The sequence below is a fragment of the Roseburia sp. OM04-10BH genome, from assembly GCF_003462605.1.
Taxonomy (GTDB): domain Bacteria; phylum Bacillota; class Clostridia; order Lachnospirales; family Lachnospiraceae; genus Roseburia_C; species Roseburia_C amylophila.
Map to the genome: position 1 here is coordinate 229,085 of NZ_QTZI01000003.1, position 13,977 is coordinate 243,061.

At 40.4% G+C, this 13,977-nt stretch carries 18 protein-coding genes; 5 read left to right on the forward strand and 13 right to left on the reverse strand.

The features are described 5' to 3' along the window. Nucleotides 1-76: 76 nt before the first annotated feature. Nucleotides 77-931, reverse strand: coding sequence for a M23 family metallopeptidase (locus DXB43_RS04995; protein WP_158567192.1), 855 nt, complete (start codon nucleotides 929-931; stop codon nucleotides 77-79). A gap of 200 nt (nucleotides 932-1,131) precedes the next feature. On the opposite strand from DXB43_RS04995, the gene DXB43_RS05000 reads away from it, so the two are divergent. Beyond that, nucleotides 1,132-1,887: a hypothetical protein gene (locus tag DXB43_RS05000; protein ID WP_330417864.1), complete on the forward strand. Its 756-nt coding sequence runs from the start codon at nucleotides 1,132-1,134 to the stop codon at nucleotides 1,885-1,887. 7 nt (nucleotides 1,888-1,894) lie between these two features. Here the strand turns inward: DXB43_RS05000 and DXB43_RS05005 are convergent, their stop codons facing one another. The 10 genes from DXB43_RS05005 to DXB43_RS05050 all read right to left on the reverse strand — a co-directional run bounded on the left by DXB43_RS05005 (nucleotide 1,895) and on the right by DXB43_RS05050 (nucleotide 8,121). Next, the gene (locus DXB43_RS05005; protein WP_117946972.1) at nucleotides 1,895-2,524 is read right to left on the reverse strand and encodes an ATPase; all 630 of its coding nucleotides are present in this window, start codon (nucleotides 2,522-2,524) and stop codon (nucleotides 1,895-1,897) included. Between the two features lie 12 nt (nucleotides 2,525-2,536). Beyond that, nucleotides 2,537-3,022 (reverse strand): pantetheine-phosphate adenylyltransferase, encoded by a 486-nt coding sequence (gene coaD, locus DXB43_RS05010; RefSeq protein ID WP_022243856.1) that lies wholly within the window; start codon nucleotides 3,020-3,022, stop codon nucleotides 2,537-2,539. A 6-nt stretch (nucleotides 3,023-3,028) separates the two neighbouring features. Continuing rightward, on the reverse strand, nucleotides 3,029-3,583 hold the full coding sequence (gene rsmD, locus DXB43_RS05015; RefSeq protein WP_117946973.1) for a 16S rRNA (guanine(966)-N(2))-methyltransferase RsmD: 555 nt from the start codon (nucleotides 3,581-3,583) through the stop codon (nucleotides 3,029-3,031). Beyond that, complete coding sequence (locus DXB43_RS05020; RefSeq protein ID WP_117946974.1) at nucleotides 3,583-4,077, reverse strand: CinA family protein; 495 nt, start codon at nucleotides 4,075-4,077, stop codon at nucleotides 3,583-3,585. The genes rsmD and DXB43_RS05020 overlap by 1 nt, the downstream gene beginning before the upstream one ends. 11 nt (nucleotides 4,078-4,088) lie before the next feature. Beyond that, on the reverse strand, nucleotides 4,089-4,631 hold the full coding sequence (pgsA, locus tag DXB43_RS05025; protein WP_022243859.1) for a CDP-diacylglycerol--glycerol-3-phosphate 3-phosphatidyltransferase: 543 nt from the start codon (nucleotides 4,629-4,631) through the stop codon (nucleotides 4,089-4,091). Continuing rightward, a complete protein-coding gene (gene rimO, locus DXB43_RS05030) occupies nucleotides 4,628-5,950 on the reverse strand; it encodes a 30S ribosomal protein S12 methylthiotransferase RimO (RefSeq protein ID WP_117946975.1) in 1,323 nt (440 codons plus the stop codon). The genes pgsA and rimO overlap by 4 nt, the downstream gene beginning before the upstream one ends. A gap of 89 nt (nucleotides 5,951-6,039) precedes the next feature. Then, nucleotides 6,040-6,294: a DNA-directed RNA polymerase subunit omega gene (gene rpoZ / locus DXB43_RS05035; RefSeq protein ID WP_022243861.1), complete on the reverse strand. Its 255-nt coding sequence runs from the start codon at nucleotides 6,292-6,294 to the stop codon at nucleotides 6,040-6,042. 3 nt (nucleotides 6,295-6,297) lie between these two features. Then, the gene (gmk, locus tag DXB43_RS05040; RefSeq protein ID WP_117946976.1) at nucleotides 6,298-6,933 is read right to left on the reverse strand and encodes a guanylate kinase; all 636 of its coding nucleotides are present in this window, start codon (nucleotides 6,931-6,933) and stop codon (nucleotides 6,298-6,300) included. A gap of 3 nt (nucleotides 6,934-6,936) precedes the next feature. Then, a complete protein-coding gene (locus DXB43_RS05045) occupies nucleotides 6,937-7,200 on the reverse strand; it encodes a DUF370 domain-containing protein (protein WP_117698639.1) in 264 nt (87 codons plus the stop codon). A 42-nt stretch (nucleotides 7,201-7,242) separates the two neighbouring features. Beyond that, nucleotides 7,243-8,121, reverse strand: coding sequence for a YicC/YloC family endoribonuclease (locus DXB43_RS05050; RefSeq protein WP_117698640.1), 879 nt, complete (start codon nucleotides 8,119-8,121; stop codon nucleotides 7,243-7,245). A gap of 152 nt (nucleotides 8,122-8,273) precedes the next feature. Between DXB43_RS05050 and DXB43_RS05055 the strand changes: the two genes are divergently transcribed. Together DXB43_RS05055 and DXB43_RS05060 are read left to right on the forward strand one after the other, a co-directional pair. Then, nucleotides 8,274-10,025 carry an Rqc2 family fibronectin-binding protein gene (locus tag DXB43_RS05055; protein WP_117946977.1) on the forward strand — a complete coding sequence of 584 codons (1,752 nt, stop codon included), beginning with the start codon at nucleotides 8,274-8,276 and terminating at the stop codon, nucleotides 10,023-10,025. 65 nt (nucleotides 10,026-10,090) lie between these two features. Then, nucleotides 10,091-10,318 carry a hypothetical protein gene (locus tag DXB43_RS05060; protein WP_022243866.1) on the forward strand — a complete coding sequence of 76 codons (228 nt, stop codon included), beginning with the start codon at nucleotides 10,091-10,093 and terminating at the stop codon, nucleotides 10,316-10,318. A 140-nt stretch (nucleotides 10,319-10,458) separates the two neighbouring features. Here DXB43_RS05060 and DXB43_RS05065 read toward each other — a convergent pair whose 3' ends face one another. After that, nucleotides 10,459-10,638 (reverse strand): hypothetical protein, encoded by a 180-nt coding sequence (locus DXB43_RS05065; RefSeq protein WP_117946978.1) that lies wholly within the window; start codon nucleotides 10,636-10,638, stop codon nucleotides 10,459-10,461. Nucleotides 10,639-10,750: 112 nt separating this feature from the next. On the opposite strand from DXB43_RS05065, the gene DXB43_RS05070 reads away from it, so the two are divergent. Together DXB43_RS05070 and DXB43_RS05075 are read left to right on the forward strand one after the other, a co-directional pair. Next, the gene (locus DXB43_RS05070; protein WP_117946979.1) at nucleotides 10,751-11,080 is read left to right on the forward strand and encodes a hypothetical protein; all 330 of its coding nucleotides are present in this window, start codon (nucleotides 10,751-10,753) and stop codon (nucleotides 11,078-11,080) included. A gap of 64 nt (nucleotides 11,081-11,144) precedes the next feature. Then, the gene (locus DXB43_RS05075; protein ID WP_117946980.1) at nucleotides 11,145-11,435 is read left to right on the forward strand and encodes a hypothetical protein; all 291 of its coding nucleotides are present in this window, start codon (nucleotides 11,145-11,147) and stop codon (nucleotides 11,433-11,435) included. 76 nt (nucleotides 11,436-11,511) lie between these two features. Here DXB43_RS05075 and leuS read toward each other — a convergent pair whose 3' ends face one another. Continuing rightward, nucleotides 11,512-13,932 (reverse strand): leucine--tRNA ligase, encoded by a 2,421-nt coding sequence (leuS, locus tag DXB43_RS05080; protein WP_117946981.1) that lies wholly within the window; start codon nucleotides 13,930-13,932, stop codon nucleotides 11,512-11,514. Nucleotides 13,933-13,977 lie beyond the last annotated feature (45 nt).

Genomic DNA, 13,977 nt, shown 5'->3' on the forward strand with positions numbered 1-13,977 from the left:
CTGATTTGGCAGACACCGCGATAACTCGAGAAACTCGCAAAGCGTGTTTCTTATAATTCAAATCCTAATTTAAATCTTAATATTGATAATGTAATATTTTCTTCTCCTGATAGAGATATTGCAGGATGGAATAGGAATTTACACTAAACTCCCGTTTATTTTCATCATTTAAATAAATTCCAAAATGAAGATGCACATCAAAATTACCGGCGGTTCCTTCTGTCTTAGAATATCCGGTATCTCCCATAAATGCAATCAGCTCTCCGGCATGAACCTCGTCTCCGATGGAATGTCCCTCTGCATAATCCGACAGATGTGCATAGTAGAAATATGCTCCATGAGGACTCCGGATTCCGATACGGTAACCCCCAAGTTCCAGCCAGCCCATCTGCTCTATGGTTCCATCGCAGACACTGATTACCGGGTAATTTCCCCGCTCATTGATATCTGCCATAATATCACAGCCTTCATGTCCTCTGTCTCCACCATAAGTGCGACTCTGCATCCAGGTGTCTCCAAAAGTTACTTTTTTCTCTTCGTCCCAGATGGTATCCGGAACCGGGAAATAGACAATGTCAGACCAGATACTGTCTAAATAGGCTTCCTGCTTTTCAATTTCTTCTTTATGAAAATGCAGCAATCTTTTGTATACATCTTTCAGCTCGTTTTTTTCTGTTAAATCTGAAGCATAATATGCCAGAAGATAGCGGGTAAATGTCATATCGTCCTGAGCCTCACCATCTTCAGACTCATATTCCCTGAATTTTAACACCGTTTCCGGAGAGACTTCCTGATTCCGAAGTTTCTGAAAGAACTCCTGTTGTTCAAATGCTATATAAAAGGCTGCCCGCTTTTGAATCTGCTGTAACAGGCTGCAGTCTATGACCAACAGCAAAAAAAAGAGAATAATGACACAAATTTTCTTCTTCATAATAATCCGCATAAAAGTTATTTTATACAATATATTGAACTATGAAAAAAACTATTTCTCTTCTGATTCTTTTTTTGTGCTTAATATTATTATTTGTGCATCCCATGCTTACGGTATCAGCCGCAGCAAATGGCCTTATGCTCTGGTACCAGAGTATTCTGCCTGCATTGCTTCCTTTTGCCATTCTATCCAATATTCTGATTTCATCCGGGGTTTTTTATCATATTTCAGGAATCCTCTATCCATTCATCCATCTCCTGATTCCCTGCAGCAGAAATGCCTGTTTTCCACTTCTGTCAGGGTTTCTATTTGGTTTTCCTATGGGAAGCCGTATCTGTGCCCAGATGTTAGAAGAAAATCAATTGTCGAGGGAAGAGGCTGTCATTCTCTTTGCCATCTGCAATAATATCAGTCCCATGTTCATTGCAAGCTATATTGTTCACGATACACTCCGGCAGGACGGTCTTTTATTACCGACACTTGGGATCCTCTATCTGCCGCCCCTGATTCTATGCCGCATTCTCTATGCTTTTCAGTGTAATAATCTAAGGCAAAAAGAAACGGCACCACGATTAAAATTAAACTTTTCAATCATCGATGCCGGTATCATGAACGGTTTTGAAATTCTTTGTAAACTCGGTGGATATATCATGCTCTTTTCTATTCTGTTAGAACAGATTACCTTTTATGTGCCACAAAAGCTCTTACAATTACCACTTTGTATTCCATTGGAAGTTACTAATGGAATCCGGCAGATTTCCGAAGAAGCTCTCTCTCCACAACTTGCTTATGCCTTAATTTTAAGTCTTACCTCTTTTGGCGGATTATGTGGCTTCGCCCAGACCTATTCCATGGTTGCAAGCCAGAAGCTCTCCATGAAATATTATCTGCTGGTCCGAATCAGTCTTGCATTCTGTGCTTTCCTTCTGGGGTACATGATATATCCGGCAGGATAAATATATATTACTCTTCCGGAGTCTCATTTGCCGGAGCTTCCTGTGTGGCAGGCTCTGCTGTTGTTTCCTGTTTTGCCTGTCCGGAAGAAGCATCTTCTTCCTCTGGAAGCAGTTCATTCCGGTTTGCCGTTACAACATCCAGACAACCCTGAAGGGTATGAATCAGATTATCATATCTTGCCTGTGAACCTTCAATGGCATGACTTAAAATTTCTTCAATATTCTTAAGACTGCTGTCCGTATACTGAATTGCACCCATACGGATATTATTGGCATCATTGGTTGCTTTATCAAGAATCTCCTGTGCCTGCTTGGTAGCAATCATAACAACCTCATTTGCCTGGGCATAAGCCTGTTGCATAATCTGGTGTTCACTGACAAGCTCGCTGGTCTGTACCTGTGCCTGAGCAATGATGGCATCTGCTTTTGCCTGGGCATCTGCCAGAATAGCTTCTTTGTTGCTGATAATCTTCTGATAACGCTTGATTTCTTCTGGCGTTTTCATTTTTAATTCCGTCAGGAGTTCTTCTAACTCATCCTTATTAACAACAATTTTTGTACTGGATAATGGCTGATATTTGCAATTATCAATATATTCTTCGATTTCTTCTATGATTTGTTCCATTCTGCTACTCATCGTCCACACTCCTTATTTTTTGATATTATATTTATCATAAATCCGCTCTATAAACTGTGGTGGGACAAAATGAGAAATATCGCCACCATAAGAAGCATATTCCTTTACAATTGTAGAGCTGAGATAGGAATATTTTACATTCGTTGTAAGAAATACCGTATCTATCTTTGGATTTACACGATGGTTCGACTGTGCAATCTGAAGTTCATATTCAAAGTCCGTTACCGCACGCAATCCTCTGACGATAATGGTTGCATCAATTTTTTCCATAAAGTCAACTAAAAGACCATCAAAAGAAGCAACTGTTACATTCGGCATATCTTTTGTTATCTCTTTTAACATACTAACACGTTCATCTAAAGAAAACAACGAGTTTTTTGCACTGTTATTTAAAACTCCTACAACCAGCTCGTCCACTATTTTCGAAGCACGTTCAATCATGTCAACATGACCATTTGTGACCGGGTCAAAGCTGCCCGGATAGATTGCTTTTTTCATCATAGGTTATTCCTTTCTGGATATAAAGGCATGTAAATTTGTCTTATATTTTTTGCATTTATCAAGTGTAAAACCAAGCTCCTCAAGATACTCAAAACCAGTCTTTAGGGACGCTTCTACAATAATTACCGTATCTTCATCTACCAGGGTCGATTTAGAAAGCAGCATCAGCACATCCTTTTCCAGTTCCTGATTGTAAGGCGGATCCATGAAAATAATCTGGAATGTCCCTTTTCCTTCCAGACTCCGGATAGCTGCCATAACATCCATCTGCAGTAAACGACACTGGTCATTAAATTGGGTAAAGTTAATATTATCCTGTATACATGCTGCTGCTTTTTTCCCACTTTCCACAAAAACAGCTTCTTTCGCTCCACGACTGACAGCTTCCAATCCAATCTGTCCGCTTCCTGCAAACAAATCTAAGAACCGGCAGTCCGCAATCTCGTATTGCAGCATATTAAAAAGCGTTTCCTTAATACGGTCTGTTGTCGGTCTTGTGTCTATCCCTTCAATTGTTTTCAATGGAAGGCTTCTTCCTTTTCCGGCTATTATTCTCATTAAAATCCCTCTTTTATCAGTAAATCATTCAGTTCCTGCAATGCCGTCTCCACCGCATGCATACGCACTTCACTACGGTCTCCGGAAAATACATAACGTATAACTTTCACAAAATCATTTATTTTATAACCAATGTATACCAGTCCTACCGGAAACTTTTCACTTCCACCGCCGGGACCTGCAATACCGGTTACTGAGATTCCGACATTCGTACCGGCAACTTTTGTTACGCCACGAACCATTTCTTCTGCTACTTCTTTACTTACTGCAGTGTGTTTCTGTAAGGTTTCTTCCGATACACCTAGTACTTTATGCTTTACCGCATCCGAGTATGTGATATAAGATTCTTCCAGCACATCCGAAGCACCCGGCACATTAATCAAAGTTGCGGCTACAAGTCCTCCGGTACAGGATTCTGCGGTAGCAATGGATAAATGATTCTCCGCCAGCCGTTTTACAATTTTATCTTCCAGATTTTCCTGTCTTTTTTCCATGGGAATCCTCTTTATTTCTGTTCTTTTAAAACAGCTCTGTTTTTCCAGAGATAATCAATTAGAGATACAACCGTTAATACCAGTGCAATATAAGTAAGTACGGTTCCTAATAACTGGAAGTAACAGTTATCAAAATTAAGAATCAATACAATGACCATAAGCATCTGGAATGTGGTCTTAAATTTGCCCCAGTAGCTGGCTGCAATTACAACGCCGTTATCAGCTGCTACCAGACGGAAACCACTGATGATAAACTCACGGCTGATAATTACGATTACAATCCAGGCTGCAAGCTGTCCGGTTTCAATCAGGCAGATCATTGCGGCACATACCAGCAGTTTATCCGCAAGCGGGTCCATAAATTTGCCGAAATCTGTCACAAGATTATACTTTCTTGCAATCTTTCCATCCAAAAGGTCTGTAAGACTTGCTACAATAAAGATTGCTACAGCAATATAATTTGCATAACCCGGACAAATCGGTGCCAACATAAACACTACAAAAAACGGAATCAAAATTACTCTGAAAATTGTTAATTTGTTTGGTAAATTCATGCTAATTCTCCTATCAAATCATATTCATAAGCTCCGGTTACTTTTACTTTGGCAAAGTCTCCGGTCATTAAGGTTTCCTCTGTATTTACAAAAATATATCCGTCAATAGATGGCGCATCACGGTAGGTTCTTCCTACATAAGCATTCTCATCTGCAACTTTTCCTTCGATAAAAGCATAAAGTTCACGGTCAACCATATCTTCATTTTTCTCAAAAATAATTTCTTCCTGAAGCTCCATGACTTCCTGTTGCCACAGCTTCTTCTTCTCTTCCGGAATCTGATTTTCCATCTCAGCTGCTTTCGTTCCTTCTTCCGGAGAATAGGTAAATGCGCCCAGACGGTCAAATTTCATTTCCTGTACGAATTCCAACAGCTCTTTATGCTGCTCTTCTGTCTCTCCGGGGAAGCCACAGATTAAAGTGGTCCGGAGCGTAATATCCGGAATTTCTTTCCGCAGATGATGAATAATACGAACCAGGTCATCCTTATTGGTCTTTCTTCCCATTCTCTTTAATACGTCTGAATTTGCATGCTGAATCGGAATATCCAGATAATGGCAGACTTTATCATTTCGTTTGATTGCTTCAATCAGTTCATCATCAATTTCTTCCGGATAACAGTAAAGAATACGAATCCAGTACAATCCCGGAATCTTGTTTAATTCATCTAAAAGCCGGTGCAGGGATTTTTTCCCATAGAGGTCAATTCCGTAAAGAGTGGTCTCCTGGGCTACCAGAATCAGTTCCTTTACACCACCCTCTACCAGTTCTCTGGCTGTTGCTACCAGTTCTTCGATCGGAATACTGCGGTAGTTACCTCTGATATATGGAATGATGCAGTAAGTACAGCGTTTGTTACAGCCTTCTGCAATTTTTAAATGGGCATAATGTCCACCAGTGGTAACACATCGTTTGGTATGCAAGGTCGGAAGTCCTTCCAGCGAATTTAAATTGGTATAATGTTTTCCTGCCATAACTTCTTTCACAGCAGAAACAATATTATCATAGGAATTAGTTCCAAGAATTGCATCTACTTCCGGTATTTCTTCCTCAATCTCATTCCTGTAACGCTGGGCAAGGCACCCGGTTACAATCAATGCCTTTGCATGTCCGGTTTTCTTATATTCTGCCATTTCAAGTATTGTGTTAATACTCTCTTCTTTGGCATCATTGATAAAACAACAGGTATTAATTACTATCACATCTGCCTGCGTTTCATCATCAATAATGGTATATCCGGCATCACGGATCATACCAAGCATATATTCTGAATCCACCAGATTCTTATCACAACCCAGTGATACAAAGAAAATATTCATTCATTCCTCCGTAACAGGAAAAAGTCCTGTATATATTTTTCTCTTACATGATGAAAGGGTTACCAAACCATGTTGGCAACCCCGCTATGCTACTCGTTATCTTCTGAAACAGCATCTTCTCCCATGATTTTTACCTTTCCGGTATAAAGCTCTTCTACTGCGATAGAAAGTGGTTTCTTTCCTTTGGCATTTTCAACCAATGGTTCATCTCCACCGATAATCTGTCTTGCTCTCTTTGCAGTAGCAATTACAATAGAATATCTGCTGTTTACGACCGGTTCTTCTCCGATTTCAACGTCGTTATTTACGACCTTCATTAACTCAACATAAGATGGATGTATCATAATTTATTCTCCTTTCGAAAAGCACTTCAGCTCTTCTCTGATTTTATTGATGAAATTTATATTACGTGATGCACAATCATGCTCGTTCTCAATGATGCTATGGATATTCTCCACACATGCAGGGACGGTATCGTTCACCACAATGTAATCATACTGATTCATAAACTCTGCTTCCTGGGATGCTCTGTTTAATCTTGCATTGATGGTTGCCATATCTTCAGTTCCACGGTTCACCAGGCGGTTCTTTAATTCATCCGCATCCGGTGGTGTTACAAAGATTAAGATGGTGTCCGGAAAACGTTTCTTTACGTCAAGTGCTCCCTGAATCTCTATCTCAAGAATTACATCTTTTCCAGCCTCTAACTGTTCATCTACATAGGCTTTTGGTGTACCATAATAATTTCCCACATAACAGGCATGCTCAATTAACGCATTGTCTGCTATCATCTGTTCAAATTCTTCTCTGGTACGAAAGAAATAATCAACACCATCCACTTCTCCGGGTCTCGGATTTCTCGTGGTAGCTGAAACAGATAATGCATACGTATCCTTGTACTCCGCCATCAGAGCTTTCATCACAGTGCCTTTGCCGGCACCGGAGAAACCGGATACTACGGTTAATATACCTTTTCTTTTCATTTACTATTCCTCACTCAGTTTATTTCCACTAATCTCGTTAAATCTGCCAGTCAGTGTATCCGGCTGTAACGCAGAAAGAACGATATATCCGGCGTTGGTAATAATCACCGCACGGGTACGTCTTCCCTGGGTTGCATCCACCACGCACTCTTCTTCTTTGGCTTTCTGAATCATGCGCTTGGCAGGTGCAGAATCCGGCTGAATCACAGCAACAATCTTATCTGTATTTACTACATTTCCAAATCCAATATTCATAAGTGCTGCCATTTTTCACCATTCCATTCTTACTACAGGGTTTACGGAAATCATTTATTCAATATTCTGAATCTGTTCGCGGACTTTTTCAATATCCGTTTTCAGATTAATACCGGTATCTGAAATTGCAAGATCACTTGCCTTGGAAAGAATCGTATTTGCTTCCCGGTTCATCTCCTGGGCAATGAAGTCAAGCTTCCTTCCAACGGTTCCACCGCCTGTTAAAGCAGCTTTCATCGCTTCAATATGGCTCTTTAAGCGGACAGTTTCTTCATCCACACATATTTTATCAGCAAATATTGTAACCTCCGTTGCAATTCTTGCATCATCCATCTGCTTATCTTCTAAAATTTCTTTTACCTTGGTTTCTAATCGCTCACGGTATTCTTTCATAACGATTGGAGAACGTTCTTCAATAAAGTCCACATAGCCAATCATTTCATCTAATTTATTCAGAAGGTCAGTTTTTAAATTCTCGCCTTCTTTTTCTCTGGTTTCAACAAATGCCTCACATGCATTACGCAATGTCTTCTCAAGAAGTGCCCAAAGTTCTTCTTCGTCATTATCCTGTTCTTCCATTATAAAAACATCCGGATAACGTGACAATGTGCTGACACGGATATCATTTTCCAGCTGGAAATGTTCTGCCATCTGCTGTAAATATTTTAAATATTCGCCAGCAAGTTCTTCGTTGTATTTCAGTGAGAAGTTGGCTTCGTTGAAATCTTCACAGGTAATGAAGATATCTACTTTTCCACGCTGTATGTATTCTTTGATCAAGTTACGCACGGCACTTTCAAAGAAGCTTAATTTTTTAGGAAGCTTAACATTTACATCCAGATAGCGGTGATTTACTGATTTAATTTCTACCGTTATCTTACGGTTGTCTTCCTCTATCTCACACCTGCCGAAGCCGGTCATACTTTTAATCATAGCTGCCTCCTAATGCATAGATATATGTATTATAGTAGAATTTTCTTTATTAGTCAAATTCAAAATGCCGTATTTATTGAAATTTTAGAAAGATTTCTTTATAATAAAATTCTGTAAAAGAATCTATTCTTTCCAAAAGGAGGTCATATTATATGGCACTAGACGGAATTACCGTAGCTGCACTTACTGCAGAATTAAATCAGACAATTTTAAATGGACGAATCAGCAAAATTGCCCAGCCTGAGGCGGACGAACTGCTGCTTACCATAAAGACACCATCCGGCCAGTACCGGCTTTCTTTAAGTGCCAGTGCTTCCCTGCCTTATATCTATCTTACAGCTCAGAATAAAGTCAGTCCCATGACTGCACCGAATTTCTGCATGGTATTACGAAAACATATTGCCAACGGCCGGATTATTGCCATCAGTCAGCCCGGATTAGAACGAATCATCCGGATTACGGTCGAGCATTTGGATGAAATGGGCGACCTGAAAAAGAAAAACCTGATTATAGAATTAATGGGGAAATACAGCAATATTATTTTCTGTGATGAAAACGAACGCATCATTGACAGCATCAAACGGGTTCCATCCCAGATGAGTTCCGTCCGTGAAGTTCTGCCGGGAAGAGAATATTTTATCCCGGAGACCCAGAACAAGTGGAATCCCCTTGACTGTTCCTATGAACAGTTCTGTGAAAAGGCGTCTTCTCTTCCACTGCCACTTGCCAAAGCACTTACTTCTGCTTTTACCGGAATCAGCGGACAGGTTGCAACGGAAATCTGTTACCGTGCTTCTTTAGATGCAGATACACCGATTAATACCTTAGAAGAAGACGCACTGCTGCACCTTTATCATAATTTCAGCTGGCTGATGGAGGATGTCGGAAACGCCAACTTCAAGCCATGTATTCTTTATAAAGGAGAAGAACCGGCAGAATATGCTGCCATCTTACCAACCCGCTATGAACATACGGAAGGCTATCACATTGAACCGGTAGATTCTATTTCCGCCGTATTAGAACAATTTTATGCCAGCCGCAGCCTCTACACCCGTATGCGTCAGAAATCTGTGGATTTGCGTAAAATTGTATCCACTCACTTAGAGCGAAGCAGTAAAAAACTGGATTTACAGTTAAAACAGTTAAAAGATACGGAAAAACGTGATAAATTTAAAGTATACGGCGAATTATTAAATACCTACGGCTATCAGGTTACCGAAGGAGCCAAATCAGTAGAGGTGCCAAATTACTATACCGGCGAAATGCTTACCATTCCTCTGGATGAAACACTTTCTCCACTGGACAATGCAAAAAAATATTTTGCCCGGTACAATAAATTAAAGCGTACCTTTGAAGCATTAAATACCCAGACCGAAGAAACCAAGACAGAAATGGCACACTTACAGACCATTCAGGCTTCGCTTGCCATTGCAGAATCCGAAGATGACCTTGCCCAGATTCGGGACGAGCTGGAAACCTATGGCTATATCCGCAGGAAAATGAGCGGTAAGAAAAAACAAAAATCCAAAAGTAAACCATTCCATTATCGTTCCAGTGATGGCTTTGATATTTATGTTGGAAAAAATAATTTCCAGAATGACGAACTTACTTTCAAGGTTGCCAATGGAAATGACTGGTGGTTCCACGCCAAAGGAATGCCCGGCTCCCATGTTATTGTAAAAACCGAGGGCAGGGAGCTGCCGGATCGGACTTTCGAAGAGGCCGGCAGACTGGCAGGCTACTATTCTTCCGGCCGTGATAACGAAAAAATTGAAATCGATTATTTACAGCGTAAAAATGTAAAGAAACCAAACGGTGCTGTTGCCGGTTATGTCATTTACTATACGAATTATTCCCTGACAATTCACCCGGACATTTCCGGCATCGAAAAAATTTCAGAATAATTTAGTCACACATTTTTACTTCTTCCATATTATGAAGTGTAAGATAAATTTTGGAGGATTTGAAAATGAGTGATTTAGCTGCTACTGGCTGCGGATGTGGATGTAACGAAGGAAATAACTGCTGTTCTTTAATCTGGATTATCCTGTTACTCTCCTGCTGCGGCAACAATGGATTTGGAGGATGTGGCAATGGATGCGGCAACGACAGCTGTATCTGGATTATTTTACTGTTGCTCTTCTGTGGCGGCTGTGGTGACAGCTTCGGATTTAACAACAACGGTTGTGGATGCTAATTCATCTGCAAAGCGGGGGCCTCTCAACGAGGTCCCTTTTTTATTCTATAGGAAACGCCGTGTTACATTAAAGTGTTAAAGTTACGTTTCCTATAGAATTAAAAGCCCTCCGGGCAGGGTCGCACTGCGACGGAGAGGAATTATGTCGCTGAAGTGACCCGCCGCAGGCGGAGAATCCTGCAAGCAGGATTCTTTCTTGTGTCATATCTTTGACCGCCTTTTTCCGGTGCGGTCCGCTTCTTCTTTTCTGCTTCCTTTTTTTTCATACATTCTTCATCTATTTCATATACTTCATTTCCGTCAATGATTAATTTTCCCATGCTGGCATCAAATCCTTTCCGGTTTCTATAAAAAAGTTCTACATTTTATTATATGCGTCAAAGTTATATTTTCCGCTGTTCCATCATAATTTAAAAGAAAAAGGATTTTTTTATGGATTCTGAGTATAAACCAACCTTCTTTGACTCGCAGTTACAAAACCACCAGTTACAGATTATGAAAACCATGATTCCATATCTTTCCGCCGGTCAGCAGCGTCCCTTTGCGCTTCTCATCAAATATATGGAACTACAAAAAACAGCCCAGCTTTTTTCCAATGACACGCTTACGATCCAGGAAGTCAGCAGCCATTCTCCCCAGGAGCGGATGTTTCAGATGCTTACCGATATCAGCGAACAGTGTACACCCAGCGAGAAAGAAAATATTGAAAACTTTTTAAATATGTATCAGATGCTGTCTGCTTATGATACCCTGTTTTCCTGATTTCATCACTTTATCATTTGTTATTTTATGGTTCCCTGTCAACTTGTTAAGAACGGAGGATTTTATGAATTTAGACTTTTTAAAAGGCAATCCTGCCTTAAATGATATTTCACCGGAAAAGCTGCAGTTTCTTATGGATTTTGCTTCTAATAACACCGATGCAAAGGATGCCAAATCCATGGCTTCCACGGTCATGAACGCCGCCAATAATGCCAAACAGAACGGCATGACTTTTTCCAATACCGAAACAACTTTATTAATTGAATTATTAAAGCAGAATATGTCCGAAGCAGAACGTGTAAAAGCGGATAAAATGCTGCAGATGATGCAGATGTTACAGAAAAAGAAAAAATAGTCTCTTATAACACAAGCGAGGATATGCAAAATGCACATCCTCGTTTGCGTTATATTTATTATGATTTTATCATTGCTTATTTCATTACAATATTAATGATTTTACCCGGTACATAAATCTCTTTGATTACATTGCCGGTAAGCTTATCTGCAATTGCAGCTTTTCCTGCAGCAAGTGCATCCTCTTTGGAAGCATCTTTTGCAATGCTGACAACACCCTTTGTCTTGCCGTTAATCTGTACTGCAATTTCAACTTCATCATCTTCCATTGCATCTTTATCATACTCCGGCCATCTTTCTGCAAATACGGAAGTATCATGACCAAGCTCGCTCCACAGTTCTTCTGCAATATGTGGTGCAAACGGAGCAAGAAGAAGCACATAAGTTTCAAGTGTCTTCTTATCTACGCCGCCCTTCTTGGAAAGGTCGATCAGTTTGTTGTTGTATTCCATGAACCCTGAAATTACAGTATTTAAGCTGAAGCTTTCCAGTCTCTGGGTGATATCATATACCAGTTTATGACGAATCTTAACCAGTTCTTTGGTTTCAGCAACATCTGCATCCTTCTGGCTCATTACAAGATTCCAGAATCTGGTGATGAAACGGTATACACCATCGATTCCACGATCATCCCACTCAGAATCCAATTCCGGTGGTCCAACAAACAGCTCATATAATCTTAAGGAATCACAGCCGTAGTCACGAACCAGATCATCCGGTGAGACGACATTTCCTTTAGATTTACTCATCTTGATACCATTCTTACCGGTAATCATACCCTGATTAAACAGTTTGGTAAATGGCTCATCAAAGTCAATTACTCCGATATCATATAAGAATTTGGTATAGAAACGGGAATACAGAAGATGCAGTACTGCATGCTCTACTCCACCGATATACATATCAACCGGAAGATATTTATCTGCTTTCTCGCGGCTTACTAATTCATCTTTGTTCTTGTTATCTACATAACGTAAGAAATACCAGGATGAACCTGCCCACTGTGGCATGGTATTGGTCTCACGTTTTGCAGGCTTACCACAGCAAGGACATGTGGTATTTACCCACTCCGTAATATCTGCCAACGGTGATTCTCCGGTACCTGTCGGCTGATAAGATTCAACCTCCGGTAACAGTAATGGAAGCTCTTCTTCCGGAACCGGAACTGCTCCACAATCCGGACAATGTACGATTGGAATTGGCTCGCCCCAGTAACGCTGGCGGGAGAATACCCAGTCTCTTAATTTATAGTTGGTTGTCTTCTTACCAAAGCCCATCTTTTCAATCATTTCCGGAGCTTCTTTCTTAAGAATGGATGACTCCATTCCATTCCAGTCACCAGAATTAATCATAATACCTTTTGCTTCGGTATAGGCTTCGGTCATATTTTCAATTTCCTTACCATCTTTGGCAATAACCTGGATGATTGGAATATTGAATTTCTTTGCAAATTCAAAGTCACGGTCATCATGTGCAGGAACACACATAATTGCTCCGGTACCATAATCAGCTAATACATAATCAGAAAGCCAGATTGGAACCTTTGCACCATTCAGCGGATTGATTGCATAAGAACCAGTAAATACACCAGTCTTTTCTTTATCCTGCAAACGATCTACAGAAGATTTCAGGGATGACTGATAGATATAATCCTCTACTGCAGCTCTTGTCTCATCAGTTGCAAGCTCTTTTGCCAAAGCATGCTCCGGTGCAAGTACCATGAAGGTTGCTCCGTGAAGAGTATCCGGTCTTGTGGTATAAACAGTAATCTCTTTATCGCTTCCATCCACCTTAAAGTTGACTTCTGCTCCATTACTCTTACCAATCCAGTCAGTCTGCATTTTCTTAACCTTTTCCGGCCAGTCAAGCTTATCAAGGTCTGCAAGAAGACGGTCAGCATATTTGGTAATCTTAAGCATCCACTGCTTTAAGTTCTTCTTGGTAACATCAGCACCACAACGCTCACATTTACCATTTACAACTTCTTCATTGGCAAGACCAGTCTTACAGGATGGGCACCAGTTAATTGGCATCTCTTTCTCATAAGCAAGTCCGGCTTTAAACATTTTTACAAAAATCCACTGTGTCCATTTGTAGAATTCAGGATCGGTAGTATTTACTTCCATATCCCAGTCATAGATTGCAGCAATTTCCTGAATCTGACGCTTGATATTCCTGATATTTTCAGCGGTAGATTTTTCCGGATGAACACCCATCTTAATTGCGTAGTTCTCTGCCGGAAGACCAAATGCATCCCATCCCATCGGGTGAATGACATAATATCCATGCATAAGCTTATAGCGGCTCCATACATCAGATATTACATAGCCTCTCCAGTGACCTACATGAAGTCCGTTTCCGGATGGGTATGGAAACATATCCAGACAATAGTATTTCGGCTTCTTGCCATCATTTACGTTAATTGGCTTATCTTCCCAGACTTTACGCCATTTCTGCTCTACCGCTCTGTGATTATACGGTACTGTTGTTTGTGACATCTTCAATTCCTCCTAATTAAAACAGCTTTCGTCCATAAAATAAGG